Genomic DNA, 24,710 nt, shown 5'->3' on the forward strand with positions numbered 1-24,710 from the left:
CTTGCCCGTGTAGCGGACCGCCTGCTCGACCCACTCGATCGGTAAATGTTGCCCCAGGCGTTCCCAATTAGGCGCCTCTTGGTGTTCTGTCAAAAAATGCATCGCGTCATCAAGCATATATCGCAGGTTAACAGGCTCTTCTGACGTTTACAAGCCGGAAAATAAAAATGCCGTTCAGTCTTAACTGAACGGCATTACCCTCGCGGGCCTTTTTTCATTTTGCAAGCTATTTTGCAACCTTATTTTGCAACCTTACTTGCTCTTGCGGCGGCGCGCCAGGGCGACGAGGCCCAGTCCGGCCAGCAGCATGGCATAGGTTTCCGGTTCCGGCACGGCTGGAATGTCCGGCGTCACGGGGATGATGCTGCCGCCCGTGAAGCCGCCACCCGAGCCGCCGCCGCCGACACCGCTGCCGGTACTGCCCGTGGGCAAGCCATCGCCCAGCGACGACGAGGTGATCAATGGCGCGCTGGTGTCGCCACTACGGCTGTACGAACGGCCCGGGCCGCGGTATCCGGCGGCGTCATCGAAGGGACGGTTTTCTTCGGAGGCGACGAAATCGCGCGTGGCAAAACGATAGTTGCGGTCGCTGCTGGTGAGCGCCTTGCGCGGTTCGCTGGCATCGGCATTGGCCGGCAACTGGCGCGTGGCCAGGCGGTGCGTATTGTCGGCCGACTGGGCGTTGCGGAATTCCTGGTCGGACACGCCGCCGTCAAATTCCGGTGTCTTGTTCGTGCCGTCGTTGGTGCGCGTGCCGGCGCCGATGAAGCCGTTGGCCAGGCGGCAGGCACTGTAGGTGCCGTCCAGATTGGCATCTTTCGCATTGCCATTCGCGGCCTGCGTGCTGGCCTGGCAATTCTTTTCATTCTGCTGTGCCGGCGCGGCCGTTTGTGCCTGGGCGCTTGCGCCGAACAGCATCAGTGCTGCGGCCAGCAGCAAGGGACGGGAAGAAGCGGACGTGAAAATTGGTGTTGGCATGATCGATCTCTCAAAAAGCATGGAAGGGTGCGTCGCTCGACGCGTGTATCCACATGCGATTGTTGCAGATCCCGTCCAGGCTACTGTTGCGAGCAAGGTGGGGAGTGCGTTTCAAGGTCAGGCATGGATAGGGCCTGCACTACTGGGTCTGGTGTTGCCGTTCAAATTCTTATCAGGAACTAAACTTATTTGTTTGAATTATATCATATTGTACTGCCGCGTACGCGCCGAACTTGCTTTGTAAAGCATGGCGTTGCTGAAAGGATACTGTCGACATGCGGCCGCCCGCCAGAATTCCTCTTGAGCACTACGCCGTTCAGCTTAATGAAATGTCATCAACTCGTCATCTGGGCTGTTTAATATGTAAATCATAAGTTCGTCATCATTTTATCAAGGCCAGACTGCCAACGCCCGTCCCGGGCTGGCGCACCCGGGCTTACCTTTAACTGATCAGGAAAACCATGAATTCCCACCTTGCCGCCGTGTCCGTCTCCCCCTTGTCCCTGCGTAAACCGTTGCGCCTGACGGTCATGGCCGCCGTGCTGGCCAGCCTGTCCCTGCCTGCTCTGGCCGCATCCGATGTCGTCATCAGCCAGGTGTATGGCGGTGGCGGTAACACGGGCGCCGTGTACCGCAATGATTTCATCGAGCTGTTCAACCGTGGCGCCAGCGCCGTCAACCTGAGCAACTGGAGCGTGCAATACGCGTCCGCCGCGGGTACGAGCTGGGCTGTGACGGCCTTGCCGGCTATCGATTTGCAAGCGGGCCAGTATTTGCTGATCCAGCAAGCCAAAGGCACGGGCGGCACGCAGGACTTGCCCACGCCGGACGCCACGGGCAGCCTGGCCTTGTCGGGCACGGCGGGCAAGGTGCTCTTGAGCAATAGCAAGACGGCGCAAACGGGCGCCAGCCCCACGGGCGCGGCCGTCATCGACCTGGTCGGTTTTGGCACGGCCAACGGCTTTGAAGGCGCCGTGGCGCCGGCGCCATCGAATACTGTGTCGATTGCGCGCGCGAATGGCGGCTGCGGCGACACGGACGATAACAGCGCCGACTTCGCCACCGGCAGCGTGATACCGCGCAACACGGCCTCGCCGCTGAATGTGTGCAGCGGCCCCGTCGTGCACCAGATCGTCACCAGCTGCCCGGCCAGCCTGGCCCTGGCCGCGGGCAATGGCGGCAGCGCCGTGCTGCGCGCGGCCGACGTGGATGGCGTCGTGAATGCGGCAAGTGTAATTTCGCCGGCCGTGGCCGGCATCAGCGTGGCCAGTTTCAGCGCGGCCGGCGTGGCGGGCGAGAGCGCCATGGTCAGCCTGCTGGTGGCCGCTGGCGTGCCGGTGGGTAATTATCCCGTCATCGTGAATTTCAGCAACGACCAGCAGCAGAGTGCCCGCTGCAAGATTGACGTCGCCGTGCAAGGCCTGGCCGCCATCAGCCACACGATTCCGCAAATCCAGGGCTCGGGCGCGGCCAGTCCCTACGCCAATGCCGTGCAAACGACCGAAGGCGTGGTCACACTGAAGGTGGGGACGGGATTCTTCCTCCAGGATGCGGCCGGCGATGGCGACCCGTCCACCTCGGACGGCATCTTCGTCTACACGGGCACGACCGTTACCAGCGTGCAGCCGGGCGAACTGGTGCGCGTGACGGGCACGGTCTTCGAATACACGCCCACGGGCGCGAAAAATTCCTACACGGAATTGAAGGATGTGACGGCCATCCTCACGCAAAGCGCCGGCCACAGCATCGTGCCCACGAATGTGACCTTGCCGAACGACAAGCTGGCCGCCGTGGAAGGCATGCTGGTGCGCTTCACGCAACCGTTGACCGTGTCGCAAAACGCCTACCTGGGCGCGCGTGGCGAATTGACGCTGTCGGCGGGACGGCGCGAAGTGCCGACCAACCGCCATCCGGCCGGCTCGATGGAGGCGCAAGCCTTGATCGCGGCCAATGCGAACAACCTGATCGTGCTCGATGATGGTATTTTCGTCACGCCGCCCACCATTCCGTACCTTGGACAGGATGGCACCGTGCGCAGCGGCGATACGGTGGCCGACCTGACGGGCGTGGTGGATTTCGGTGCCATCGGCGGTGGCGGCGCCGCGTATAAATTGCAGCCGACGCAGCCGCCGCAGTTCTCGCGCGACAATCCGCGTGGCGGCGCGCCGGAATTGGCCGCAGGTAACGTCAAGGTGGCCAGCGCGAATGTGCTGAACTTCTTTACGACCTTTACGAATGGCAACAATATCTTTGGCCAGACGGGGCAGGGCTGCACCTTGGGCACGTCTAGTAGCAAGAGCAATTGCCGGGGCGCCGACAACCTGGCCGAGTTCGAGCGCCAGCGCGACAAGATCGTGGCCGAGCTGAAAGCCATCGATGCGGACGTGGTGGGTTTGATGGAAATCCAGAACAATGGCGAAATAGCCGTCACTTACCTGGTCGAGCAATTGAACGCGGCCATCGGCGGCGTCACGTATGCCGTGGTGCCGAAACCGGCCGCCACGGGCACGGACGCCATCCGCGTGGCCATGCTCTACAAGCCAGCCAGGCTGGGGCTGGTGGGCGGCGCCTTGTCGGACGCCAACGCCATCAACAACCGTCCACCGATGGCGCAAACCTTCCAGGCCGGCAATGGTGAAAAATTCTCGCTGATCGTCAATCACCTGAAGTCGAAGGGCAGCTGCCCTGCCAGCGGGCCGGATGCGGACCAGAACGATAGCCAGAGCTGCTGGAACGCCACTCGCGTGCAGCAGGCCCAGCGCCTGGTGGGCAGCTTCGTGCCGCAGGTGGCGGCCGCCGCCGGCGACGCCGACGTGCTGGTCATCGGCGACTTGAATTCGTATGGCGCGGAAGACCCGATCCAGCTCATCACGGGCGCCGGCTTCGTCAATGAACTCGAGCGTTTCGTGCGGCCGTCCGGCATGCCGTACTCGTACGTGTTCGGCGGCCTGAGCGGCTACCTCGACCATGCGCTGGCCAGCGCCTCGCTGAGCCCGCAAGTGGCCGGCGTGGCCGAGTGGCATGTGAATGCGGACGAGCCGGAAGTGATCGACTACAACATCGATGCCGCCAAGCCGCAAGACCTGTACAACGCCTTGCCCTACCGCGCCTCGGACCACGATCCCGTCGTCATCAGCCTGGATTTGCAGCCCGCCTACCGCGACATCACGGCCGGCGTGGCACAAGCCAGCTCGGGCCTCACGTACAACCGCGTGACGCAAAAGTACACGGGCACGTTCGCCTTCACCAACACGGGCAGCAGCGCCCTGGCAGGCCCGTTCCAGGTGCTGTTCGGCGGCTTGCCGGCCGGCGTGAGCCTGGCCAATGCCACGGGCAGCCATGCGGGCGCCGCGTATGTCACCGTCAACGGGGCCAGCCTGGCGCCGGGCGCGACGGCCTCGTTTGCCGTCAGTTTCACCAATCCGTCGAAAGTGACGATCCATTATTCCGCCAGCATTTACTCCGGCAACTTTTAAGGACACCATCATGTTGACAACGATATTCCATCCGGCCCTGCGCCGCGCCGTGCTGGCCGCCGTGCTGGCCGCCAGCTCCAGCCTGGCGCTGGCGGACCCGCTCGGCTACCACGTGGAAATTGACACCAGCGCGTTCTCGGGCGCCGGTTTCCTCGATTTCTCCTTTATCGCCGGCAACAGCCCCGCGCCGGGCGCTAGCGCCACCTTGAACAATTTCTCGGGGGCATACGGCGCACTGGCATCGCAGGAAGGCAGCGTCAGCGGCAGCTTGCCCGGCACTTTGACCTTCGGCAATAGCGGTGCCTACAACGACTGGTTTCACAACGTGACCCTGGGCGGCAAGTTCGGCTTCAACATCGTCTTTGGCGGCGACTTCCTGAACACGACCGGCAATGCGGGCACGACGTTTGGCGTGGGCTTGCTCGACTACACCGGCATGGCTTACCTGGGCAATGCGAATGGCAACTTGCTGCAATTCGAGCTGACCCCGCTCAACGGCGGCTTGCCCGCCAGCATTACCGGCAGCGCCTACGCCAGCATCGCGACGATCTCGGCCGTGCCTGAAGCGTCGGAATGGATGATGCTCACGGGTGGCCTGGCGCTGATCGGTTTTGCCCTGCGCCGCCGCCGGACCGTGTGAGCCTTTCGGCACGGCGCACGTCGGTGCGTCATGTCGTTGCGCGGGCTTACGGTTGCGGGGCGGGCCCGGTGGCCCGGTGCGTGCCGCCGTCGTTGACATATTCCTCGGTATCGGGCAAGACCCGCGCGACGAGGGGGCTGGCGCGCAGGCGCTTGACCTCGGCCGGTGTGAGCAGGGCGGCAAAGCCGTCCAGGGCGTTCGTGTAGCGATATTGCACAGTGGCGTCAGGCACCAGCGCCAGCACGGCGCGCTGCCGTTCTGCGCGCCGGGCCGCATCGCCATCCGCCTGCGGCGCTCGCAGTGCGGCTGTCAACTGCACAATGTAGGCGTGGCGCGGGGACGCCGCCGGCGCGGCAGGCAGGATACAGGCGCTGGCCAGGATGGCACAGCTCAGACGGAAGGCCGGCATGGATGCTCCTCGGTGTGTGGTGGCGGCACGGCCGCCCACGTGCCGATTGTACGCGGGCCACGGGGCGGGGCAAGCGGCACGCGACTTGCGTTAGTGCACACTCGATGGTTTCCCCGGATTTTTGTTGTTTTCAGTACAAAGAAAAGATTGTATTAAGCATAAGCGGCATGGTAGCCTGCTATGCATCAGGCAGGCACGCGCCGCCTGTGCGCAGCCACCAGCGGCGCACATGGCGGCAATGTATTGAAGGTAGGCAATAAGGAGTTACCGGATGCATGCAGCTCACAGGCAGAATCTTGCGGCGACACGCCATGCGCGTGGCTTTACATTGCTCGAACTGTTGGTCGTGATCGTGATCATCGGCTTGCTGGCGGCCTATGTCGGCCCCAAGTATTTCGCCCAGCTGGGCAAATCGGAAGTGACGGTGGCCAAGGCGCAGATCGAAGCATTTGAAAAATCGCTCGACACCTACCGCCTCGACGTGGGACGCTATCCCACGACGGAAGAGGGCCTGGCCGCGCTGCTGGTCGCGCCGCCCGCCGCCGGCACGCGCTGGAATGGCCCCTATCTGAAAAAGGCCGTGCCGCTCGACCCGTGGGGCCATGCCTACCAATACCGCGCACCGGGCAGCAAGGGTGAATATGACATCGTCTCGATGGGCAAGGATGGTCAGGCGGGCGGCAGCGGCGAAAATGCCGACATCAGCTCGCAATAAGGCCAGCGCGCCCACTCTTTCGCCACGGACACGCCACCATGCAGTTTGAAGTACGCGCGCTTTCCACGGACCAGGCAGTCGCCACCTTGCACACCTGCGTGATCGATGGCCGCGACGAAGCCGATGCGCGCCGCCAGGCCGAGGCGCGCGGACTGTTCGTCAGCGCCATCCGTCCCCTGCGCGCCACGCCGTTCAGCGCGGCCGGGCGCCAGCGCGCGCGGGCCTTGCCCCTGTTGCTGTTCAGCCAGGAATTGCTGGCGCTGTTGCAAGCGGGCCTGGGCATCGTCGAGGCGCTGGAAGCCTTGCTGGAAAAGGAAGCGTCGTCGGCGACACGCAGCGTGCTCACGCGCCTGCTGGAAGGCTTGCGCGAAGGCATGCGCTTTTCCGCCGCACTGGCGGAGCAGGCCGAACTGTTTCCCCCCTTATACATCGGCATCGTCAAGGCGGCCGAAGGCACCAGCGACTTGCCGCGCGCGCTGTCCCGCTACATCGACTACCAGCAGCGCATCGATACGGTGCGCGGCAAAATCGTCAGCGCCGCCATCTACCCCACCATCCTGCTGGCCGTGGGTGGCGGCGTCAGCGCCTTCCTGATCAGTTATGTGGTGCCCCGTTTCGCCGAGGTCTACCAGGGCGCCGGGCGCAACCTGCCGTGGATGTCGCAAGTGATGCTCAGCTGGGGCCAGTTCGTCACGCAGCACGGCTGGCTGCTGTTGCTCGGGCTGCTTATCATCGGCAGCGTCGTATTTGCCGCCGTGCGGCGCGTGCTGCGCCATGGCGGCGTGGCGCGCCTGCTGGCGAAGTTGCCCGGCATCGGCGAGCGCGTGCGCATCTATGAACTGTCGCGCCTGTACCTGACCCTGGGCATGCTGGCCGAAGGCGGCATCACCATCGTGCAGGCGATTACCACCGTGCAGGCGATGGTTTCGCCGGGCATGCAAGTCTCCCTGCAGGGCGCGCGCGGCGCCATCGAGGCGGGTCAGCCCCTGTCGTCCGCGTTTGAGCAATATCAACTGACTACGCCCATTTCCCTGCGCATGCTGCGCGTGGGCGAGCGCACGGGCGACATGGGCCCCATGCTGACGCAGTCGGCCGCCTTTTACGACGGCGAAATCAGCCGCTGGATCGACCGTTTCACGCGCACCTTCGAACCCTTGCTGATGGCCGCCATTGGCCTGGTCGTGGGCGCTATCGTGATCTTGCTGTACATGCCCATCTTTGACCTTGCCGGCGATATTTCATGATGCAAACCGAATCCGTGCCCACCGTGGCCATCGACGCTGCGCTGCTGCAGCACGCGCGCGCCCTGATCCGGCAATCGAAGCGCAGCCTGGTCGAGGAATTGCAGCAATTGAGTGGCATCGAGGCGCGCGCCGTAGTGCGCGAACTGGCGCGCCCGTTCGGCCTGGAGGTGCTGGAAACGGCCGACATGCTGGCGTTTTCGCCCGCCTTCGACCTGCTGCCCCTGTCGCAGGCGCTGGCGCGCCATAGCGTGCTGCTGCGCGCCGCCGACGGCCGGCTGGCGGGCGTGATCGCCGACCCGTTTGACCTCGACCTGCAAACCTGGCTGGGCGCGCGCGCGGGGCGGGGCGGTTTGAGCATCCGCCTGGCGCTGCAGGCCGACATCGCCGCCTACCTGTCGAAGCAGGAAGAATCGGCGCGCGCCGTCGACAGCCTGCTGCCCGGCACCGCCAGTGATGCACGACGCGATGGCAGGACGGCGGCCGTGCTGTCGTTCGCCAGCGTGTCGGAAGCGGCCAGCCCCGCCGTCAAGCTGGTTAACTCGACTTTATATGACGCGCTGAAGGCGGGCGCCTCGGACATCCACTTGGAAAGCACGGCCGGCGGCCTGGCCGTCAAGTACCGGGTTGACGGCGTGCTCGATCACGCCACGTCCGTCAACGGCATCGAAGTGGCCGAGCACATCATCTCGCGCCTGAAAGTGCTGGCCGAACTCGATATCGCCGAGCGCCGCGTGCCGCAGGATGGCAGCTTCCGCGTGGAGTCGGGCGGGCGCGAAATCGACTTGCGCGTCTCCATCATGCCCAGCATCCATGGCGAGGATGCCGTCATCCGCATCCTCGACAAGCGCGCCATGATCGAGGCGTACGGTGCCCTGACGCTCGAAGCGCTGGGCTTTGACGCTCCATCGCTGGAGGCCTTGCGCGCGCTGGCGCAGGAAGCCTACGGCATGCTGCTCGTCACCGGTCCCACGGGCTCGGGCAAGACGACGACCCTGTACGCGGCGCTGACGGAAATCCACAACGGGCGCGAAAAGATCATCACCATCGAAGACCCCGTCGAATACCAGCTGCCCGGCATTTTGCAAATCCCCGTGAATGAAAAGAAGGGCCTGACCTTTGCCAAGGGCTTGCGCTCGATTTTGCGCCACGACCCCGACAAGATCATGGTGGGCGAGATCCGCGACCGCGAGACGGCGGAAATCGCCGTGCAGTCGGCCCTCACGGGTCATTTGGTGCTCACGACCGTGCATGCGAACAATGTGTTTGACGTGTTTGGCCGCTTCACCCACATGGGCATCGATCCATATGCGTTTGTCTCGGCCCTGAACGGCATCTGGGCGCAGCGGTTGATCCGCACCAACTGCCCTCATTGCGCCACCGACTACACGCCCGGCGATCTGGAGCTGGCCAGCGTGGGCCTGGTGCGCGCCGACGTTGATGCATATCAATTCAAGCAGGGCAAGGGCTGCGGCGATTGCCGCGGCACGGGCTACAAGGGGCGCCGCTCGATTGCGGAGATTCTCGTGCTGACCGATGAAATCCGCGAACTGATCGTCGATAAAAAACCGATCCGCCAGATCAAGGCGGCAGCATATGCGAACGGCACGCGCAGCCTGCGCCTGGCGGCTCTGGAACTGGTCAAACGGGGCGCCACCACCATCACGGAAATCAAGAGGGTCACCCTGCATGCGTAGCGGTTTTGCGAAGTTGAGATTGGGACAGGCACTGCGCCTGGGCGTGGCGGCGGGCACAGTGAGCCTGTGGCGCAGCAGCCGCTGGCGCGCGCCCGCCTGGACCTTGCTGGGCGAAGCCGCGTACGTACCCGATGGCACGCTGCATGGCGATTTTGCCGCCCTGGGACAGGCGCTGGAACAGGTACTGCCGGCGGGGCAATACGCGGGCTGGCCATTGTCCGTGGTGCTCGACGATGGGCTGGCGCGCCTGTGGCAGGTGGATGTGCCGCAAGGCGCCGCGCGCCTGGCCGACATCGAGGCGGCCGCCGCGCTGCGTTTCCAGTCGCTGTATGGCGATGCGCCCGGTTTGTGGCACAGCAGCAGCGCCTGGGATGCACGCGCACCGTTTTTCTGCGCCGTGCCGCGTGCGCTGCTGGCGCAGCTGACCCGCGTGGCAGCCGCACGCAAGCTGGCCCTGATTTTCATCACGCCGCAATTCGCGCGCCACTGGAACCGCTGGCACGGTGCGCTCAACCCGCGCGCCTGGTTTGGCCAGATGCAGGAGCAGACCCTGACCCTGGGCGTGCGGCACGATGGCCGCCTGCGCGCCGTGCGCGCGCTGCCCGTGCCAACGGGCGCGGGCCGGGATTGGCTGCTGCAGGCGCTGGCGCGCGAGGCGCTGCTGCAAGGCGTATCGGCGCCCGCGCTGCTGCAGCTATGCGGCACGGCGCCAGCGGGCTGGCTGGCGCCGGCGGGAGCGTTCCACTGTGAGGTTTTCTCCACGCCAGACGGGGAAGGCGCCTTGTCGCCAGCTGCCCAACTGGCCCACAGCGGAGGCGTGGCATGACGCGCCTCGATATCGATTTTGCGCCTCCCGGCTGGCGCCGCAGCCTGCACCGCGTGCCCGCGTGGACGTGGTGCGTTGGCGCGCTGGGCGTGGCGCTGACCGTCACGGCGGCATGGGCTGGCAGCGCCGCGCTGCAGCGCCAGCAGCTGCGCGAGGGGCAGTTCCAGCGCGCGCAGCAGCGCGTGATGGCCGCCACGCAGGGGCTTGCGCCGACACCGCAAGTGCCCATCGCGCCGGCGCAAGCGGCAGCCGTGAATGCCGCCATCCTGCAATTGAACCTGCCGTGGCGCGACGTGCAGGATGCGCTGGCCAGCGCCACGCCGCCCGGCATCGCGCTGCTGGCGCTGGAACCGGATGCGCGCAAGCGCGTGCTGAAGATCACGGCCGAGACGACGGGCAGCGACGCCATGGTGGCCTACATCGCGCAATTGAAGCAGCAGGAGCTGTTCGGCCCCCGCGTGCAGCTGCTGCGCCATGAAATCAATGCGCTCGATCCGAACAAACCCCTGCGCTTTCAGCTCGAAGCGCGCTGGGGCACGCCATGATGGCCATCGACCTGAATATCTTGCGCCTGCGCGCGCAACTGCTGCTGCGCCGCATGGGCGCGCCCGCCTGCCTGGCCGTGGCCTTGCTCGTGCTGGGCATTGCTTCCTGGGCCTGGACCTGGCAGCAGCGCGCCGTGGCGGCGCAGCTGGAAGCGCGGCCCTTGCCGCAGCCATCGCTGGCCGTGGCGGCCGTGGCACCGCCTGCGACGGCCAGCGAGAACCTGGCGCGCTTTTATGCCACCCTGGGGCAGCAGCGCCACGCCGAGCAGCAGGTCAAGCAGCTGTTCGACCTGGCCGCAAAAAACGGCTTGCTGCTGGCGCAGGGCGAATATAAAAGCGGCTACGACAAGGCCAGCGGAGTCGCCACCTGGCAGGTGACCTTGCCGCTGAAGGGCAGTTATGCGGCTGTGTGGCAATTCGCGCTGCAAGCGCTGCGCGCCGCTCCTTTCGCTTCGCTCGACGAACTGAGTTTTCGCCGCGAGCAGATCGCCGATACGCAACTTGAAGCGCGCTTGCGCCTGACGTTCTATTTGACGGATGGCTTGTCCGGCAATGCGGGAGAGGCGCCATGACGCCGCGCCATTATCTGATGCTGGCCGGCGTGCTGGGCGCGGGCGCCTTGCTGCTGTTCGGCGAGCGTCAGCCCGTGACCGAGGTGGCCGAGGCGGTGGAGCGGGCCGTCGCGCCGGCGCGCCATGCGGCCGTCAAGCAGCCATCCGCGCAGCCGGCCATCCTGGCCCTGCTGCCGCGCAGCGAGGTGGCGGGCGAGGAGGGCGAGACCTTTGGCGGCACCGATGGCGTCTTCCAGAGCCAGAACTGGAATCCGCCGCCGCCGAAAATGGCGCTGACGGCCGCGCCGCCGCCACCTCCGCCGATGGCGCCACCGCTGCCCTTCGTCTACCTGGGCAAGGCGGCCGCCGATGGCGCCTGGGAAGTGTTTTTGTCGCGCGCCGACAAGACGTATATCGTGCGCGCCAATACCGTCATCGATGGCGCCTACAAGGTCGTGACGATCGCGCCGCCCCTCATGACGCTCACTTATCTGCCGTTGAACCAGGTTCAGCAGCTCAACATTGGAGTACTCGATTGATGTCTCGTTCCTTTTCATCGCTGCCGTTGCTGGTACTGCTGGTGGTGCTGGCCGGCTGCGCCGGGCAGCAAGCCTACCGCGACGGGCGCGAGCTGATTGCGCAAGATCACATCCCGGCCGGCCTGCAAAAGCTGCAGGAAGCGCTGCAGCAAGACCCCGGCAATGCGCAATACCGCAGCGCCTGGCTGCAGGCGCGCGAACGGGCGTCCAGCACCCGCTTGCAGCAGGCCGAGCGCCAGGCGCAAACGGGGCAGGGCGAGCTGGCGCGCGCGGGCTTTTTGAGCGTGCTGGAAATCGACGCGCAAAACGAGCGGGCCAACAGCGGCTTGCGCGCGCTCGAACGCGCGCAGCGCCAAGGGAAATTGCTGGCTGATGCACGCACGGCGTTGGAGGCAAAACAATACGACCCGGCGCGCCAGCGCCTGAACGCCATCCTGACGGAGCAGCCGAACCATGCGGACGCGCGCGCGCTGCTGCGCGAGGTCGATGAAAAAACGGCGCCGCCCATCGTCGAATCGGGCCTGGCCAGGTCGTACAAGCAGCCGATCACCATCGAGTTTCGCGACGCGCCCCTGAAACAGGTGTTCGAGCTGATCGCACGCCGCTCGGGCCTCAATTTTGTCTTCGACAAGGACGTCAAGGCCGATGCGAAAACCTCGATCTTCCTGAAGAACAGCACGGTGGAATCGGCCGTCTACTTCCTGCTGGTGACGAACCAGCTGGAGCAGCAGGTGATGGATGCGAACACCATTTTGATCTACCCGAATGTGGCGGCCAAGCTGAAGGAATACCAGGAAGTGCTGGTGAAAACCTTCTTCCTGGCGAATGCGGACGCCAAGCAGGTGGCCAACACGCTCAAGACCATTTTGAAGACGCGCGACGTGGTGGCCGATGAAAAGCTCAACCTCGTCATCGTGCGCGACACGCCCGAGGCGATCCGCCTGGCCGAGCGCCTGATCGCGCTGCAGGACGTGCCCGAGGCGGAAGTGGTGCTGGAGCTGGAAATCCTCGAAGTCAAACGCAGCCGCCTGCTGGAACTGGGCGTGGCCTGGCCAACGAGTCTGACCCTGACGCCGCTTTCCACCTCGGGCGGGATGGGCCTGACCATCAATGACCTGAATAAGCTGAACCAGCGCAGCATCGGCGTGAGCGACCTGTCCGTGACGGCCAACATCAACAAGACGGACGGCGATGCGAACATCCTGGCCAACCCGCGCATCCGCGTGCGCAACCGGGAAAAGGCGAAGTTCGTCATCGGCGACAGGGTGCCGGTGGTGACCACTACCATTTCGCCGGGCACGGGCGGCTTTGCTTCGGAATCCGTCAGCTACCTGGACGTGGGCTTGACGGTGAACGCCGAGCCGACCATCTATTTGAACAATGAAGTGGGCATCCGCATCTCGCTGGAAGTGAGCAACCTGGGCGCGGCCACCACCACCAGGAGCGGCTCGACTCTGTACCAGATCGGCACGCGCCAGGCGTCGACCATGCTGCAATTGAAGGATGGCGAAAACCAGGTGCTGGCGGGCCTGATCAACAATGAGGAGCGCAGCTCGGGCAACAAGGTGCCGGGCCTGGGCGACATTCCCGTGCTGGGACGCCTGTTCGGCAGCAGCAAGGATGACAGCCAGAAGACGGAGATCGTGCTGTCGATCACGCCGCACCTGGTGCGCACGGTGCAGCGTCCGGAAGCGAAGGAATCGGAATTCTCGGCCGGCACGGAAGGCAGCTTCCGCCGCCGGCCCGACATGGCAGCCAAGGCGCCCACGCAAATGCCAGGCACGCTGATCGTGCGTTCCGGACCGTCGGCAGTCGGCATGCAGCCGGCGCCCGCGCAGCCGCTGATGGCGCCTGGCCAGGTGCCGCCGATTTTGCCACAGACATTGCCACAGACATTGCCACAGACATTGCCGCAGAGCGTGCCGGCGCCGGAAGTGGCGCCGTCGCCCGAGCCGGCCGCTTCGCCCCTGCCGATATCGTCCGGCCAGCCCGTGCCGTTGCAGGCGGCTCCCTTGCCGCTGTCGTCAAGCCAGCCGGTGCCGGTCGCCAAATGAGACTGGCGCGCACGCACGGCGGTTTTACACTGATCGAGCTGCTGGTAACGCTGGCCATCCTGGGCGTGCTGGGCACGCTGGTGGTGCCCGTCACGCAGGTGGCCATGCAGCGGCGCCAGGAGCAGGACTTGCGGCGCTCGCTGCGCGAGATCCGCCAGGGGCTCGACGCCTACAAACGGGCCGGCGACGAGGGCCGCATCCTGCGCGCGCCCGATGCCAGCGGCTACCCGAAAAGCCTGGAACTGCTGGTCGAGGGCGTCCCGGACCAGCGCAACCCGAAGCGCAGCAAGCTGTTTTTCCTGCGCCGCGTGCCGCGCGACCCGTTCAACGCAGACGCGGGCCTCAGCGATGCGCAGACCTGGGGCAAGCGCAGCTACGCCAGCGAAGCGGCCGAGCCGCGCGAGGGCGACGATGTGTACGATGTGTATTGCACCTCCGGCAAGACCGGCTTGAACAACGTGCCTTACCGTCTATGGTGAACCATGGCTGCTGAAATCCTTCCTGCCCGCAGGCGCGGCTTTACCCTGATCGAATTGCTGGTGGTGCTAGGCATCGTGGCGCTGCTGCTGACCCTGGCCGTGCCCCGTTACTTTCCCAGCCTCGACAAGGCAAAGGAAACCGTGCTGGCAGACAACTTGCGTAACCTGCGCACGACCATCGACCAGTTCCACGGCGATACGGGACGCTATCCCGATACTTTGGAGCAACTGGTGGAAAAGAAATACCTGCGTGCCATGCCCATCGACCCCATCACGGATAGCGACAGCAGTTGGCTCATCGTGCCGCCGCCCGACGACACGCCGGGCCAGGTGTATGACGTGAAAAGCGGCGCGCCCGGCAAGGACCGCAGCGGCACGCCGTTTGCCGACTGGTAGCGGCGATGCTTCGTTCTGCGCGCCGCCAGCGCGGTTTTACTTACCTGGGGCTGATCATCCTGGTGGCCATCTTGGGCCTGGTGGGCGCGGCTGGCTTGAAGATGGGTTCCTTGCTGCAGCGCCAGGCGGCCGAGCAGGAATTGCTCGACATCGGCGCGCAGTTTGCCGATGCGCTGCAGAGCTACGCGGGCGCCACGCCTGCCGGCCAGCCGCAGCAGCCGCCAAATCTGGCCGCCTTGCTGCGCGACCCCCGTTTCCCGCAGGTGCGCCGCCACCTGCGCAAGCTGTATGTCGACCCCATCACGGGACGCGCCGAGTGGGGCTTGCTGTACCAGCCCGGCAGCCAGGGCATCATCGGCGTGCATAGCCTGTCGCCGTCCGCGCCTTTAAAAGTGGGCAATTTCGAGGCCCGTTTCACCGGCTTCGAAGGCAAGTCGCAGCTGTCCGAGTGGCGGTTTGTCGTCGGCGGCCCCGTGCCGCCGGCGGGGTTGGCACTGGTGCCGGGAGACACAGCCTCGCCGCCCGCCTTGTTTCCTCCTGTCGCGCCAGCACCCGCCGCGCCCAAACCCGCGCCGCCCGAGCTGCTGGAGCCGGAGGAAGAGGCGGGCGCGCAGCAGGAAGCACCGAATCCGCTGTAACCATAAGTTATTAAAAGGCGATTGGGGAGAACTATTTTCATTAGGAAATTCTCCTACGCACGCAACCATTTCGTAGAAGAAATACTTATTTTAAATGAAATTTCAATAAAATAATTGCAAGTAATTTAATGTCTTTATGCTACCATCAAGCTTGGTACTTTCGGTACTAAAACGATGGCTGGCAGCATTTGGCTGTCATAAATTACTTTTAAGGGAAAGCTATGAAATTGAAATTTCTCGCGGCAGGCATTTTGGCTGCAGCATCATTCAGCGCATCGGCGGCCACCTACAATCTGGGTATCCTGGACCCGAGCGGCTTTGATACACGGGCGTCCATTACCACCAATTTCTCTGCCAATTCGGTAGTCGACGATTTGTGGACCTTTAAACTGCTGACGCCATCGTCGACGTCGTTCGGCGCATTGCAAACGTTTTCCGTTGCCGAAGGCGCGATCAGCAACTTCGCCGCAACACTGGTGGGCTATGGCGACCTGACCTTGACGTCGGTGGCCGGCATCCAGAGCCTGAGCTGGGCTGGTTCTTTGGCTGCAGGCAGCTACGAGGTGCGTGTTTCCGGCTTGAGTGGTTTGCAGAACGGCCAATACGTGGGCACGGTGTCCGCCCTGCCCGTGCCGGAACCGGAAACCTACGGCATGCTGCTGGGTGGCCTGGCGCTGGTCGGCATCGCTGCGCGCCGCCGCGCCCGCAAAGCCGTTTGATTTTTTCCCGGCCAGTATGACAAAACCCGCCGAGGCGGGTTTTTTTGTTTCTACAGCATGGCTAGATGCGCGATTGTCACGCGTGGCGCTTGAAATCGCGGAAGCGGAATCCAACCAAAAAGAGGGTGGCAAAGTACGTGACGCCGCACAGGCTCACCAGCAGGGCCAGCGCGCCGGCCCGCAACAGCGGATGGGCTTGCATGGCGATCCAGTCGATGCGCAGGGCGCCGAAGGCAGCCACGCCACCCATCACGATGAGCGCCGGCAGCAGGCGCAGGAAGAACTTGGCCCAGCCCGGTTTCGGCTGGTAGATGCCGCGCTTGCGCAAGCCCCAGTACAGGAAGCTGGCGTTCAGGCAGGCGCCCAGGCCTATCGACAGGGCCAGGCCGGCCACGGCGATGTAGGGCACGAACAGCAAATTCATCAGCTGCGTGGCGATCAGCACGCCAATGGCGATTTTCACGGGCGTGCGGATGTCCTGGCGCGCATAGAACGCGGGCGCCAGGGTTTTTACGAGGATGATGCCGATCAGGCCCAGGCTGTAGGCCACCAGCGGTTCCGTCGACATGGTCACGGATTCGGCCGTAAACTTGCCGTAGTGAAAGAGCGTGGCGATCAGCGGCGTGGCCAGGGTCGCCATGCCGACGGCGGCGGGCAGTGCCAGCAGGAAAGTCAGGCGCAAGCCCCAGTCCAGCAGGGCCGAGTATTCCGTCTTGTCGCCATCCACATTCGCCTTCGACAGGCTGGGCAGCAAGATGGTGCCCAGGGCCACGCCCAGCATGGCGGTAGGGAACTCCATCAGGCGGTCCGCATACGACAGCCAGGAAATGCTGCCTTCGGCCAGGCGCGACGCGATGCTGGTGTTGATCATCAGGCTGATCTGCGCTGCCGAGACGGCGAAGACGGCTGGTCCCATCTTTTTCAGCACGCGGCGCACGCCGCCGTCGGACAGGCCGATGGCGGGATTGAGCGACAGGCGCGGCAGCATGCCGATCTTGATCAGGGCGGGAATCTGGATGGCTACCTGCAGCAAGCCGCCGACGAACACGGCAATGGCCATGGCGTAGATCGGCTGTTTCAAGTGCGGCGCGAGGAACAGCGAGGCGGCGATGAATGCCAAATTGAGCAACACTGGCGTAAACGCGGGAATCTTGAATTCGCGCCAGGTATTCAGAATGCCGCCGGCCAGGGCCACAAAAGACATGCAAGTAATATAAGGGAACATCAGCCGCGTCATCCACACGGCCGCATCAAAAGCGCCCGCATCCTTGGTCAGGCCCGTGGCGATGGCGTACACGAACCACGGCGCACCGACGATGCCGAGGAGGGAAACGAGCAGGGTGGCCCAGACCAGGGTGGTGGCCACATGGTCGGCCAATTGTTTGCTGGCTTCCTGGCCGTGCTGGTTCTTGTATTCCGACAAGATCGGCACGAAGGCTTGCGAGAACGCACCCTCGGCAAACAAACGGCGCAACAGGTTGGGGATGCGGAAGGCAACAATGAAGGCGTCCGTGTAGGCGCCGGCGCCAAAGGCGCGCGCGAACAGGCTTTCGCGCAATAATCCGGTTACACGGGACAGCATGGTCATGCTGGAGATGGCGGCGAGGGTTTTAAGCAAGTTCATGGGGGCAGATTATAGCCGCGCATGGCCCTGGAAAACGCTTAAAATATGGTAACAATCGCTGTTAATTCACCGTTGCCAAGCCCATTTTCAGGTGTTTTTGGCGTCACACACGGTTTTTTGATTTGCCCCCGCTTGAAAATATCGCTATAATCGAAGGCTGTACAGAATTCTGTTACGCAGACACTAATGTTTGACAGGCACTGGTTTGGCACACATGGTTCGGCAGACGCACAGAACGCACCGGTTGGCAAACACTAATGTTTGCAAACGCACTTTGACCCTGTTTTAGGAAATTCCATGGCAAATACCGCACAAGCGCGCAAACGCGCTCGTCAAGCAGTTAAGCAAAACGCACACAATTCGTCCCAACGTTCGACCTTGCGCACGGCTATCAAAGCTGCTCGCAAAGCGATCCAGGGCGGCGACAAGGCAGCAGCTGCTGCAATCTTCCAAGCATCCGTGTCGACCATCGACCGTATCGCTGACAAGAAGATCATCCACAAAAACAAGGCAGCTCGCCATAAGAGCCGTCTGGCAGCTGCTTTGAAAGCACTGTCCGCTTAATATTCGCCAGCAGGCAAGCCACCAAGGTGGCCTTGCCTGTGCCAGTACGCTGGCATTGGTTGAAAAGCAAAAACCCGCAGATTCGTTCTGGCGGGTTTTTTCGCGTGCGCGTGTGTTTTTTATGGTCATCTTCGGCCGCGTTTTCCGGCAGCGGCCCGCTGCCGGCCGTCACCCCTTAGTGCAAGGCGGGCAAGTTGCCGATGTTCATGCCTGGCTTGATGTTCTTTTGCTTGAACCAGCCCAGGTTCATTTCCAGCGCATAGCGCACGGGCACGGTCCTGGTGGAGCAATGGCTGTCGAGTGTATGCGCTTGCATGTCTTCGATGTTGACGATCTTGCCACTGGCGTCGATAAAGGCCACCGACAGGGGCAGCGGCGTATTTTTCATCCACATGCATTGCGTCGACGGGTTGCCAAAGACGAACAGCATGCCCGCATTCGCCGGCATCTTTTCGCGGTACATCAGGCCTTGTTCGCGTTGCTCTTGCGTGGCGGCGACTTCCGCCTGGATCAAGTGCATGCCGGCCGAGAGCTGCAAGCTCTTGCCTTGCGATGTTTGCGCTTGCGCAATGCTGGCGCACGCCATCAGGGCGATGGACAGGCTGAGACGGCGAAGGGAAGTTTTCATGGAGCGGGACGGTGGCTGCGAAGCGGCGATTAAGCCATGCCGGCAGCCGCCCGGTCAAGCTTGCTGCCTGGCCGTGCCGAAAGCGTGGGGTTACAGCAACATGCTTGTTACCGTAACCCCGGGAACTGCACTTATTTCACGGGCTTGCCTGCTTCAGCGGCCGGCTGCTTCGTCTTGTGCGGCTGGGGAATCAGGCGCGGCGCATCGGTTGCGGCCGAGGCCTTGCTTGATGCACCCGAACGCGCCGCATCCGTCGCGGCGGACGCGTTGACGGAAGCCGCTGCCGGCGGCACCGGCTTGATGGCATCGGTGGCGGCCGAGGCATGGCTGGCTGCCGATGCGGGTGGTGGTTTGACGGCATCGGTCGCTGCGGAAGCATGCACTTTGGCACCCGATTGCGCCAATGCGGCGCCGGCAAGCAGGGAGGCGGCCAGTGTCAATATTACTTTTGTCATCATCTTTCCTTTTCCGTCATGTTAAGGTGAGATGATTTTAATGCATTATCTAAAAATAAATAGTGCTTATTGGCAAAATTTTTGTACAGCAGCCACTTTTCTTGTCCTGCTCACGCTTTTCCAATCTTCTCGGCCGGCACTTCACACCATTCGCCAGGCAGCAGAGGGTGGCTGGCCAGCGAGAACGGGCCGATGGCGCTGCGCACCAGGCGCAGGGTGGGCAGGCCGACGGCCGCCGTCATGCGCCGCACTTGCCGGTTTTTCCCTTCTTTCAACGTGATCGCCAGCCACGAGGTCGGCTTGTCGGCGCGCGCGCGGATGGGCGGGTTGCGGGGCCACAGCCAGTCCGGTTCGGCAATGCGCACGGCCTTGCATGGCTTGGTGATGAAGTCGCCCAGGTCCAGCGGCGCCTGCAGGCGCGCCAAGCTGGCCGGGTCGGGCACGCCGTCGACCTGCACCAGGTAGGTTTTCGCTTCCTTGCGGTCGGGGTGGCTGATTTCGTGCTGCAGGCGGCCGTCGTCCGTCAGCAGCAGCAAGCCTTCGCTGTCGGCGTCGAGCCGGCCGGCCGGGTAGATGCCGGGAATGGTCAAATGGTCAGCCAGGGTGAGGCGGCCGTCCTGCGGCGAAAACTGGCACAAGACCTGGAATGGTTTATTGAAGAGAATGAGTGGCATGCTGATAAATGAATTGATGCAAACGATGGTGGCCGCTGGTTGGCGCCGCAAAAGCGTGGCGCCCTGTAAGATACTGGTGCATAATGTGAAACGCTGGTCTTATGTCTTATAGAAGACTCGGTGCCAGCGTGGCGATACGGTGCTTTTGCGCAGCGTTCTGCATTGCGATGCAGATGGCCCGGGTGTTCTTTCCTGCTAAAGTGCGTTGTTGCCGCCATGTTCGGACTTGTTTTTGTAAACTCTGCAACCGCAGAGCGCGTCGCCGGCCCGTGTTGCCTGCCAGCGGTGTGTCCCACTTCGGAGATCACGATGTATCAACATATCACTGTACCTGCTGACGGCCAAAAAATCACCGTCAACGCCGATTTTTCGCTGAATGTACCAGATAATCCCATCGTTCCCTTCATTGAAGGCGATGGCACGGGCATCGATATCAGCCCGGTCATGATCAAGGTGATCGACGCTGCCGTGGCCAAGGCTTACGGTGGCGCGCGCAAGATCAGCTGGATGGAAATCTATGCGGGCGAAAAATCGACGAATGTGTACGGTCCCGATGTGTGGCTGCCGGAAGAAACTTTGGCCGTACTGAAAGATTACGTCGTCTCCATCAAGGGCCCGCTGACCACGCCCGTCGGCGGCGGCATCCGCTCGCTGAATGTGGCGCTGCGCCAGCAGCTGGACCTGTATGTCTGCCTGCGCCCCGTGCGCTACTTCACGGGCGTGCCGTCGCCCGTGAAAGAGCCGGAAAAGACCGACATGGTGATTTTCCGCGAAAATTCGGAAGACATCTATGCCGGCATCGAATACCAGCAAGGCTCGCCCGAAGCCAAGAAATTGATGGATTTCCTGATCAATGAAATGGGCGTGACCAAGATCCGCTTCCCGGCTACCTCGGGCCTGGGCATCAAGCCCGTATCCATCGAAGGCACGGAGCGCCTGGTGCGCAAGGCCATCCAGTACGCGATCGACAATGACAAGCCATCCGTGACGATCGTGCACAAAGGCAACATCATGAAGTACACGGAAGGCGGTTTCCGCGACTGGGCGTATGCGCTGGCGCAAAAGGAATTCGGTGCCGAGCTGATCGATGGCGGTCCATGGTGCAAGTTCAAGAATCCAAAGACGGGCCGCGACATCATCGTCAAGGATTCCATCGCTGACGCGTTCCTGCAACAAATCCTGCTGCGTCCGGCCGAATACAGCGTGATCGCCACCTTGAATTTGAACGGCGATTACATTTCCGACGCGCTGGCGGCGCAAGTGGGCGGCATAGGCATCGCGCCGGGCGCCAACCTGTCCGACTCCGTCGCCATGTTCGAGGCGACGCACGGCACGGCGCCGAAGTATGCGGGCAAGGATTACGTGAATCCCGGTTCCCTGATCCTGTCGGCGGAAATGATGCTGCGCCACATGGGCTGGCTGGAAGCGGCCGACCTGGTCATTTCGTCGATGCAGAAATCGATAGCCTCGAAGCGCGTCACCTACGATTTCGCCCGCCTGATGGAAGGCGCGACGCAAGTGTCGTGCTCCGGTTTCGGCGACGTTATGATCGAGCACATGTAATACGAGGGGCAGGGCAGGGTGCAGCGCACCCTGCGGACGAAAAAAAACCCCGTTTGAAAACGGGGTTTTTCACATCTGAGGGCCGGCGATGCTTAGGCTGCTTGGATGTTGGAAGCTTGCTTGCCTTTAGGGCCTTGCGTGACTTCGAATTGAACTTTTTGACCTTCTTTGAGGGTCTTGAAACCGTTCATGTTGATTGCGGAGAAGTGAGCAAACAAATCTTCGCCGCCGTCATCTGGAGTGATGAAGCCAAAACCTTTGGAATCATTGAACCACTTAACTGTACCTGTTGCCATAAAAAGAACTTTCAAAATTAAAACAAATCACACGAGCCATAAAAGCAAGAAGCTTCTTGCCCCCTCCTCGACGTCTCACTTCTTATCAAGCTGTACATTACTGCAACAGTCGATACAGCATTGTTGGCGGAATAAATAATGAAGTCAAGCGCTTTTCCATCGATATTGACAAATTCTTCACGGCAACCAAAAAAGCAACTCTTGATTTTGACAGCAAGGTCGCCATCTGCGCACTATTAAGAAAACGCGTAAGATTGAAAACAATTGGAAAGGCGTAGATATTGCGCATGACAACCACTGTGAAAGCATTAGAATAAGCGTATGGCAACCAAGCACGACACAGAAACCCTGCTGGAGCGGCAGGTACTGAAGCCGCCACCGCTCTACCAGGTAGCCTTGCTCAATGACGACTACACCCCGATGGAATTTGTGGTGGCCATCATTCAGGAGTATTTCAACAAGGACCGTGAAACGGCGACGCAAATCATGCTCAGTGTTCATCGCTACGGCAAAGGAGTGTGCGGCGTGTTCTCTAAAGATATAGCGTGTACCAAAGTGGAGTTCGTTTTAACGCATGCGCGCAAGGCGGGGCACCCCCTGCAGTGCGTGATGGAGGAAGTATGATTGCGCAGGAATTAGAAGTTAGTTTGCACATGGCGTTTGTCGAAGCTCGGCAGGCACGGCATGAATTCATCACGGTTGAGCATTTACTGCTGGCACTGCTGGACAATCCCTCCGCTGCCGAGGTGTTGCGTGCCTGCGCGGTCAATATTGAAGACCTGCGCAAGACCCTCACCAATTTCATCGGCGATAACACGCCGACCGTGCCTGGCACGGGCGAAGTCGACACCCAGCCGACGCTTGGTTTCCAGCGCGTGATCCAGCGCGCCATCATGCATGTCCAGTCCGCCTCGAATGGCAAGAAGGAAGTCACGGGCGCCAATGTGCTGGTGGCCATCTTCGGCGAAAAGGATTCACATGCTGTTTACTACCTGCACCAGCAGGGCGTAACGCGCCTGGACGTGGTCAATTTCATCTCGCACGGCGTGCGCAAGGACCAGTCGACGGAAAGCGCGAAAGCCTCCGAAGGCGTGGAAGAAGCGCCCGTCGAGGGCCAGCCGAAGGAAAGCCCGCTCGACCAGTTCACGCAAAACCTGAACAAGGCCGCTGCCGAAGGCAAGATCGACCCCTTGATCGGCCGCGAGGAAGAAGTCGACCGCGTGATCCAGATCCTGTGCCGCCGCCGCAAGAACAATCCGCTGCTGGTCGGCGAGGCGGGCGTGGGCAAGACGGCCATCGCCGAAGGCCTCGCTTACCGCATCACGCAAAGCGATGTGCCGGAAATCCTGCAAAATGCCGTCGTGTATTCGCTGGACATGGGCGCCTTGCTGGCCGGAACCAAATACCGCGGTGACTTCGAGCAGCGCCTGAAAGCCGTGCTGAAACAGCTGAAGGACAATCCGAACGGCATCCTGTTCATCGACGAGATCCACACCATCATCGGTGCGGGCTCGGCCTCGGGCGGCACCCTGGATGCATCGAACCTGCTGAAACCGGCACTGGCCAACGGCCAGTTGAAATGCATAGGCGCGACCACGTACACGGAATTCCGCGGCGTGTTTGAGAAAGATCACGCCTTGAGCCGCCGTTTCCAGAAAGTGGACGTCAACGAGCCGACCGTCGAGCAAACCATACAGATTCTGCGCGGCCTGAAATCGCGTTTTGAAGAGCATCATGGCGTGAAATACTCGGCTTCAGCCCTGACGACGGCGGCCGAACTGGCGGCGCGCTTCATCAACGACCGCCATTTGCCCGACAAGGCGATCGACGTCATCGATGAAGCGGGCGCGGCGCAGCGCATTTTGCCGAAGTCGAAGCAAAAGAAAACCATCGGCAAGGCCGAGATCGAGGACATCATCGCCAAGATCGCGCGCATTCCGCCGCAAACGGTCAACCAGGACGACCGCAGCAAGCTGCAAACCATCGACCGCGACTTGCGCAATGTTGTATTCGGCCAAGATCCCGCCATCGATGCGCTGGCCTCGGCCATCAAGATGGCGCGCGCGGGCCTGGGCAAGATGGATAAACCGATCGGGTCCTTCCTGTTCTCCGGCCCGACGGGCGTGGGCAAGACCGAGGTGGCCAAGCAACTGGCCTTCATCCTCGGCATTGAGCTGATCCGTTTTGACATGTCCGAATACATGGAGCGCCACGCGGTCAGCCGTTTGATCGGCGCGCCACCGGGCTACGTTGGTTTCGACCAGGGCGGCTTGCTGACGGAAGCGATCACCAAGAAGCCGCATGCGGTCTTGCTGCTCGATGAAATTGAAAAAGCCCATCCGGACATTTTCAATATCCTGCTGCAAGTGATGGATCACGGTACCTTGACGGACAATAATGGCCGCAAAGCCGATTTCCGCAACGTGATCATCATCATGACCACGAATGCGGGGGCGGAAAGCTTGCAGAAAGCTTCGATCGGTTTCACCAATTCCAAGCAGGCAGGCGACGAGATGGCCGACATCAAGCGCATGTTCACGCCGGAATTCCGCAACCGTATCGACGCGACCATCAGCTTCCGCGCGCTGGACCAGGAAATCATCCTGCGCGTGGTCGACAAGTTCCTGATGCAGCTGGAAGAACAGTTGCACGAGAAAAAGGTCGAAGCCGTGTTTACCGAGAAGCTGCGTGCTTTCCTCGGCAAGAAAGGATTCGATCCGCTGATGGGCGCGCGGCCGATGGCACGCCTGATCCAGGATCTGATCCGCAAGGCCCTGGCCGACGAGCTGCTGTTCGGCCGCCTGGTCACCGGCGGACGGGTCACGGTCGACCTCGACGACAAGGACCAGGTCTTGCTGGAATTCCCGGAACCGCCCGACGCGGCGCCGACGGCTGCACCGGAAACGGTGGAAGTGGAGTAAGAACACCGAACCAAACCTACTGCGCGTCGCGATTTGCGGCCTCTGATGCTCACTGTGCTCTTGCACAGTTCCGCTTCTCGGC

General features: G+C 62.4%; 25 protein-coding genes. 18 read left to right on the forward strand and 7 right to left on the reverse strand.

Annotation, left to right across the window (positions count from 1 at the left end; translation table 11 throughout):
• Positions 1–252 precede the first annotated feature (252 nt).
• A complete protein-coding gene (locus ACQ4W0_RS28110; protein ID WP_436579729.1) occupies positions 253–978 on the reverse strand; it encodes a PEP-CTERM sorting domain-containing protein in 726 nt (241 codons plus the stop codon).
• A 461-nt stretch (positions 979–1,439) separates the two neighbouring features.
• On the opposite strand from ACQ4W0_RS28110, the gene ACQ4W0_RS28115 reads away from it, so the two are divergent.
• Both ACQ4W0_RS28115 and ACQ4W0_RS28120 read left to right on the forward strand, forming a co-directional pair.
• Complete coding sequence (locus tag ACQ4W0_RS28115) at positions 1,440–4,454, forward strand: ExeM/NucH family extracellular endonuclease (protein WP_436579730.1); 3,015 nt, start codon at positions 1,440–1,442, stop codon at positions 4,452–4,454.
• A 10-nt stretch (positions 4,455–4,464) separates the two neighbouring features.
• Positions 4,465–5,094: an NF038129 family PEP-CTERM protein gene (locus tag ACQ4W0_RS28120; RefSeq protein WP_436579731.1), complete on the forward strand. Its 630-nt coding sequence runs from the start codon at positions 4,465–4,467 to the stop codon at positions 5,092–5,094.
• A 46-nt stretch (positions 5,095–5,140) separates the two neighbouring features.
• On the opposite strand, the gene ACQ4W0_RS28125 is transcribed toward ACQ4W0_RS28120, so the two are convergent.
• The gene (locus ACQ4W0_RS28125) at positions 5,141–5,503 is read right to left on the reverse strand and encodes a protease inhibitor I9 family protein (protein ID WP_436579732.1); all 363 of its coding nucleotides are present in this window, start codon (positions 5,501–5,503) and stop codon (positions 5,141–5,143) included.
• A 271-nt stretch (positions 5,504–5,774) separates the two neighbouring features.
• Here ACQ4W0_RS28125 and gspG point away from each other — a divergent pair, with 271 nt between their 5' ends.
• The 12 genes from gspG to ACQ4W0_RS28185 all read left to right on the forward strand — a co-directional run bounded on the left by gspG (position 5,775) and on the right by ACQ4W0_RS28185 (position 15,903).
• Complete coding sequence (gene gspG, locus ACQ4W0_RS28130; protein ID WP_166447530.1) at positions 5,775–6,218, forward strand: type II secretion system major pseudopilin GspG; 444 nt, start codon at positions 5,775–5,777, stop codon at positions 6,216–6,218.
• Between the two features lie 38 nt (positions 6,219–6,256).
• Entirely contained in the window at positions 6,257–7,462 is a 1,206-nt protein-coding gene (locus ACQ4W0_RS28135) for a type II secretion system F family protein (protein ID WP_436579733.1), read from the forward strand.
• On the forward strand, positions 7,462–9,156 hold the full coding sequence (locus tag ACQ4W0_RS28140; RefSeq protein ID WP_436579776.1) for a GspE/PulE family protein: 1,695 nt from the start codon (positions 7,462–7,464) through the stop codon (positions 9,154–9,156). The genes ACQ4W0_RS28135 and ACQ4W0_RS28140 overlap by 1 nt, the downstream gene beginning before the upstream one ends.
• Positions 9,149–9,982, forward strand: coding sequence for a hypothetical protein (locus ACQ4W0_RS28145; protein WP_436579734.1), 834 nt, complete (start codon positions 9,149–9,151; stop codon positions 9,980–9,982). The genes ACQ4W0_RS28140 and ACQ4W0_RS28145 overlap by 8 nt, the downstream gene beginning before the upstream one ends.
• A complete protein-coding gene (locus ACQ4W0_RS28150; protein WP_436579735.1) occupies positions 9,979–10,527 on the forward strand; it encodes a ubiquitin family protein in 549 nt (182 codons plus the stop codon). The genes ACQ4W0_RS28145 and ACQ4W0_RS28150 overlap by 4 nt, the downstream gene beginning before the upstream one ends.
• The gene (locus ACQ4W0_RS28155; RefSeq protein WP_436579736.1) at positions 10,524–11,099 is read left to right on the forward strand and encodes a hypothetical protein; all 576 of its coding nucleotides are present in this window, start codon (positions 10,524–10,526) and stop codon (positions 11,097–11,099) included. The genes ACQ4W0_RS28150 and ACQ4W0_RS28155 overlap by 4 nt, the downstream gene beginning before the upstream one ends.
• Positions 11,096–11,617, forward strand: coding sequence for a hypothetical protein (locus ACQ4W0_RS28160; RefSeq protein WP_436579737.1), 522 nt, complete (start codon positions 11,096–11,098; stop codon positions 11,615–11,617). Before ACQ4W0_RS28155 ends, ACQ4W0_RS28160 begins: the two co-directional genes overlap by 4 nt.
• Complete coding sequence (locus tag ACQ4W0_RS28165; RefSeq protein ID WP_436579738.1) at positions 11,617–13,671, forward strand: secretin GspD/PilQ domain-containing protein; 2,055 nt, start codon at positions 11,617–11,619, stop codon at positions 13,669–13,671. Before ACQ4W0_RS28160 ends, ACQ4W0_RS28165 begins: the two co-directional genes overlap by 1 nt.
• Positions 13,668–14,150 (forward strand): type II secretion system protein, encoded by a 483-nt coding sequence (locus ACQ4W0_RS28170; protein WP_436579739.1) that lies wholly within the window; start codon positions 13,668–13,670, stop codon positions 14,148–14,150. The genes ACQ4W0_RS28165 and ACQ4W0_RS28170 overlap by 4 nt, the downstream gene beginning before the upstream one ends.
• A 3-nt stretch (positions 14,151–14,153) precedes the next feature.
• Positions 14,154–14,546, forward strand: coding sequence for a type II secretion system protein (locus tag ACQ4W0_RS28175; RefSeq protein ID WP_436579740.1), 393 nt, complete (start codon positions 14,154–14,156; stop codon positions 14,544–14,546).
• Between the two features lie 5 nt (positions 14,547–14,551).
• On the forward strand, positions 14,552–15,184 hold the full coding sequence (locus ACQ4W0_RS28180) for a type II secretion system protein (protein WP_436579741.1): 633 nt from the start codon (positions 14,552–14,554) through the stop codon (positions 15,182–15,184).
• Between the two features lie 221 nt (positions 15,185–15,405).
• A complete protein-coding gene (locus ACQ4W0_RS28185) occupies positions 15,406–15,903 on the forward strand; it encodes an FxDxF family PEP-CTERM protein (RefSeq protein ID WP_436579742.1) in 498 nt (165 codons plus the stop codon).
• Between the two features lie 76 nt (positions 15,904–15,979).
• Here ACQ4W0_RS28185 and murJ read toward each other — a convergent pair whose 3' ends face one another.
• Entirely contained in the window at positions 15,980–17,527 is a 1,548-nt protein-coding gene (murJ, locus tag ACQ4W0_RS28190; protein WP_436579743.1) for a murein biosynthesis integral membrane protein MurJ, read from the reverse strand.
• 297 nt (positions 17,528–17,824) lie between these two features.
• On the opposite strand from murJ, the gene rpsT reads away from it, so the two are divergent.
• A complete protein-coding gene (rpsT, locus tag ACQ4W0_RS28195) occupies positions 17,825–18,091 on the forward strand; it encodes a 30S ribosomal protein S20 (RefSeq protein ID WP_010395935.1) in 267 nt (88 codons plus the stop codon).
• Positions 18,092–18,266: 175 nt separating this feature from the next.
• On the opposite strand, the gene ACQ4W0_RS28200 is transcribed toward rpsT, so the two are convergent.
• From ACQ4W0_RS28200 to ACQ4W0_RS28210, 3 genes are all read right to left on the reverse strand, one after another.
• Positions 18,267–18,719 carry a DUF192 domain-containing protein gene (locus ACQ4W0_RS28200; protein WP_436579744.1) on the reverse strand — a complete coding sequence of 151 codons (453 nt, stop codon included), beginning with the start codon at positions 18,717–18,719 and terminating at the stop codon, positions 18,267–18,269.
• 131 nt (positions 18,720–18,850) lie between these two features.
• Positions 18,851–19,177 (reverse strand): hypothetical protein, encoded by a 327-nt coding sequence (locus ACQ4W0_RS28205; protein ID WP_436579745.1) that lies wholly within the window; start codon positions 19,175–19,177, stop codon positions 18,851–18,853.
• Positions 19,178–19,284: 107 nt separating this feature from the next.
• Entirely contained in the window at positions 19,285–19,848 is a 564-nt protein-coding gene (locus ACQ4W0_RS28210) for a pseudouridine synthase (protein WP_436579746.1), read from the reverse strand.
• A gap of 309 nt (positions 19,849–20,157) precedes the next feature.
• Here ACQ4W0_RS28210 and icd point away from each other — a divergent pair, with 309 nt between their 5' ends.
• Positions 20,158–21,411 carry an NADP-dependent isocitrate dehydrogenase gene (gene icd / locus ACQ4W0_RS28215; protein ID WP_436579747.1) on the forward strand — a complete coding sequence of 418 codons (1,254 nt, stop codon included), beginning with the start codon at positions 20,158–20,160 and terminating at the stop codon, positions 21,409–21,411.
• Positions 21,412–21,503: 92 nt separating this feature from the next.
• On the opposite strand, the gene cspE is transcribed toward icd, so the two are convergent.
• Complete coding sequence (gene cspE / locus ACQ4W0_RS28220; protein ID WP_010395943.1) at positions 21,504–21,707, reverse strand: transcription antiterminator/RNA stability regulator CspE; 204 nt, start codon at positions 21,705–21,707, stop codon at positions 21,504–21,506.
• Positions 21,708–22,028: 321 nt separating this feature from the next.
• Between cspE and clpS the strand changes: the two genes are divergently transcribed.
• Entirely contained in the window at positions 22,029–22,331 is a 303-nt protein-coding gene (gene clpS, locus ACQ4W0_RS28225) for an ATP-dependent Clp protease adapter ClpS (protein ID WP_034751577.1), read from the forward strand.
• On the forward strand, positions 22,328–24,628 hold the full coding sequence (clpA, locus tag ACQ4W0_RS28230) for an ATP-dependent Clp protease ATP-binding subunit ClpA (RefSeq protein ID WP_436579748.1): 2,301 nt from the start codon (positions 22,328–22,330) through the stop codon (positions 24,626–24,628). The genes clpS and clpA overlap by 4 nt, the downstream gene beginning before the upstream one ends.
• Positions 24,629–24,710: the final 82 nt, after the last annotated feature.

Origin of the sequence: Janthinobacterium breve (genome assembly GCF_051380895.1) — a bacterium.
Classification (GTDB): Bacteria; Pseudomonadota; Gammaproteobacteria; order Burkholderiales; family Burkholderiaceae_D; genus Janthinobacterium.

Excerpts from the sequence above, each read along its gene's own strand:
- ACQ4W0_RS28110 (WP_436579729.1), bottom strand. The coding sequence starts at position 978 with ATGCCAACACCAATTTTCACGTCCGCTTCTTCCCGTCCCTTGCTGCTG.
- ACQ4W0_RS28115 (WP_436579730.1), top strand. The coding sequence starts at position 1,440 with ATGAATTCCCACCTTGCCGCCGTGTCCGTCTCCCCCTTGTCCCTGCGT.
- ACQ4W0_RS28120 (WP_436579731.1), top strand. The coding sequence starts at position 4,465 with ATGTTGACAACGATATTCCATCCGGCCCTGCGCCGCGCCGTGCTGGCC.
- ACQ4W0_RS28125 (WP_436579732.1), bottom strand. The coding sequence starts at position 5,503 with ATGCCGGCCTTCCGTCTGAGCTGTGCCATCCTGGCCAGCGCCTGTATC.
- gspG (WP_166447530.1), top strand. The coding sequence starts at position 5,775 with ATGCATGCAGCTCACAGGCAGAATCTTGCGGCGACACGCCATGCGCGT.
- ACQ4W0_RS28135 (WP_436579733.1), top strand. The coding sequence starts at position 6,257 with ATGCAGTTTGAAGTACGCGCGCTTTCCACGGACCAGGCAGTCGCCACC.
- ACQ4W0_RS28140 (WP_436579776.1), top strand. The coding sequence starts at position 7,462 with ATGCAAACCGAATCCGTGCCCACCGTGGCCATCGACGCTGCGCTGCTG.
- ACQ4W0_RS28145 (WP_436579734.1), top strand. The coding sequence starts at position 9,149 with ATGCGTAGCGGTTTTGCGAAGTTGAGATTGGGACAGGCACTGCGCCTG.
- ACQ4W0_RS28150 (WP_436579735.1), top strand. The coding sequence starts at position 9,979 with ATGACGCGCCTCGATATCGATTTTGCGCCTCCCGGCTGGCGCCGCAGC.
- ACQ4W0_RS28155 (WP_436579736.1), top strand. The coding sequence starts at position 10,524 with ATGATGGCCATCGACCTGAATATCTTGCGCCTGCGCGCGCAACTGCTG.
- ACQ4W0_RS28160 (WP_436579737.1), top strand. The coding sequence starts at position 11,096 with ATGACGCCGCGCCATTATCTGATGCTGGCCGGCGTGCTGGGCGCGGGC.
- ACQ4W0_RS28165 (WP_436579738.1), top strand. The coding sequence starts at position 11,617 with ATGTCTCGTTCCTTTTCATCGCTGCCGTTGCTGGTACTGCTGGTGGTG.
- ACQ4W0_RS28170 (WP_436579739.1), top strand. The coding sequence starts at position 13,668 with ATGAGACTGGCGCGCACGCACGGCGGTTTTACACTGATCGAGCTGCTG.
- ACQ4W0_RS28175 (WP_436579740.1), top strand. The coding sequence starts at position 14,154 with ATGGCTGCTGAAATCCTTCCTGCCCGCAGGCGCGGCTTTACCCTGATC.
- ACQ4W0_RS28180 (WP_436579741.1), top strand. The coding sequence starts at position 14,552 with ATGCTTCGTTCTGCGCGCCGCCAGCGCGGTTTTACTTACCTGGGGCTG.
- ACQ4W0_RS28185 (WP_436579742.1), top strand. The coding sequence starts at position 15,406 with ATGAAATTGAAATTTCTCGCGGCAGGCATTTTGGCTGCAGCATCATTC.
- murJ (WP_436579743.1), bottom strand. The coding sequence starts at position 17,527 with ATGAACTTGCTTAAAACCCTCGCCGCCATCTCCAGCATGACCATGCTG.
- rpsT (WP_010395935.1), top strand. The coding sequence starts at position 17,825 with ATGGCAAATACCGCACAAGCGCGCAAACGCGCTCGTCAAGCAGTTAAG.
- ACQ4W0_RS28200 (WP_436579744.1), bottom strand. The coding sequence starts at position 18,719 with ATGAAAACTTCCCTTCGCCGTCTCAGCCTGTCCATCGCCCTGATGGCG.
- ACQ4W0_RS28205 (WP_436579745.1), bottom strand. The coding sequence starts at position 19,177 with ATGATGACAAAAGTAATATTGACACTGGCCGCCTCCCTGCTTGCCGGC.
- ACQ4W0_RS28210 (WP_436579746.1), bottom strand. The coding sequence starts at position 19,848 with ATGCCACTCATTCTCTTCAATAAACCATTCCAGGTCTTGTGCCAGTTT.
- icd (WP_436579747.1), top strand. The coding sequence starts at position 20,158 with ATGTATCAACATATCACTGTACCTGCTGACGGCCAAAAAATCACCGTC.
- cspE (WP_010395943.1), bottom strand. The coding sequence starts at position 21,707 with ATGGCAACAGGTACAGTTAAGTGGTTCAATGATTCCAAAGGTTTTGGC.
- clpS (WP_034751577.1), top strand. The coding sequence starts at position 22,029 with ATGGCAACCAAGCACGACACAGAAACCCTGCTGGAGCGGCAGGTACTG.
- clpA (WP_436579748.1), top strand. The coding sequence starts at position 22,328 with ATGATTGCGCAGGAATTAGAAGTTAGTTTGCACATGGCGTTTGTCGAA.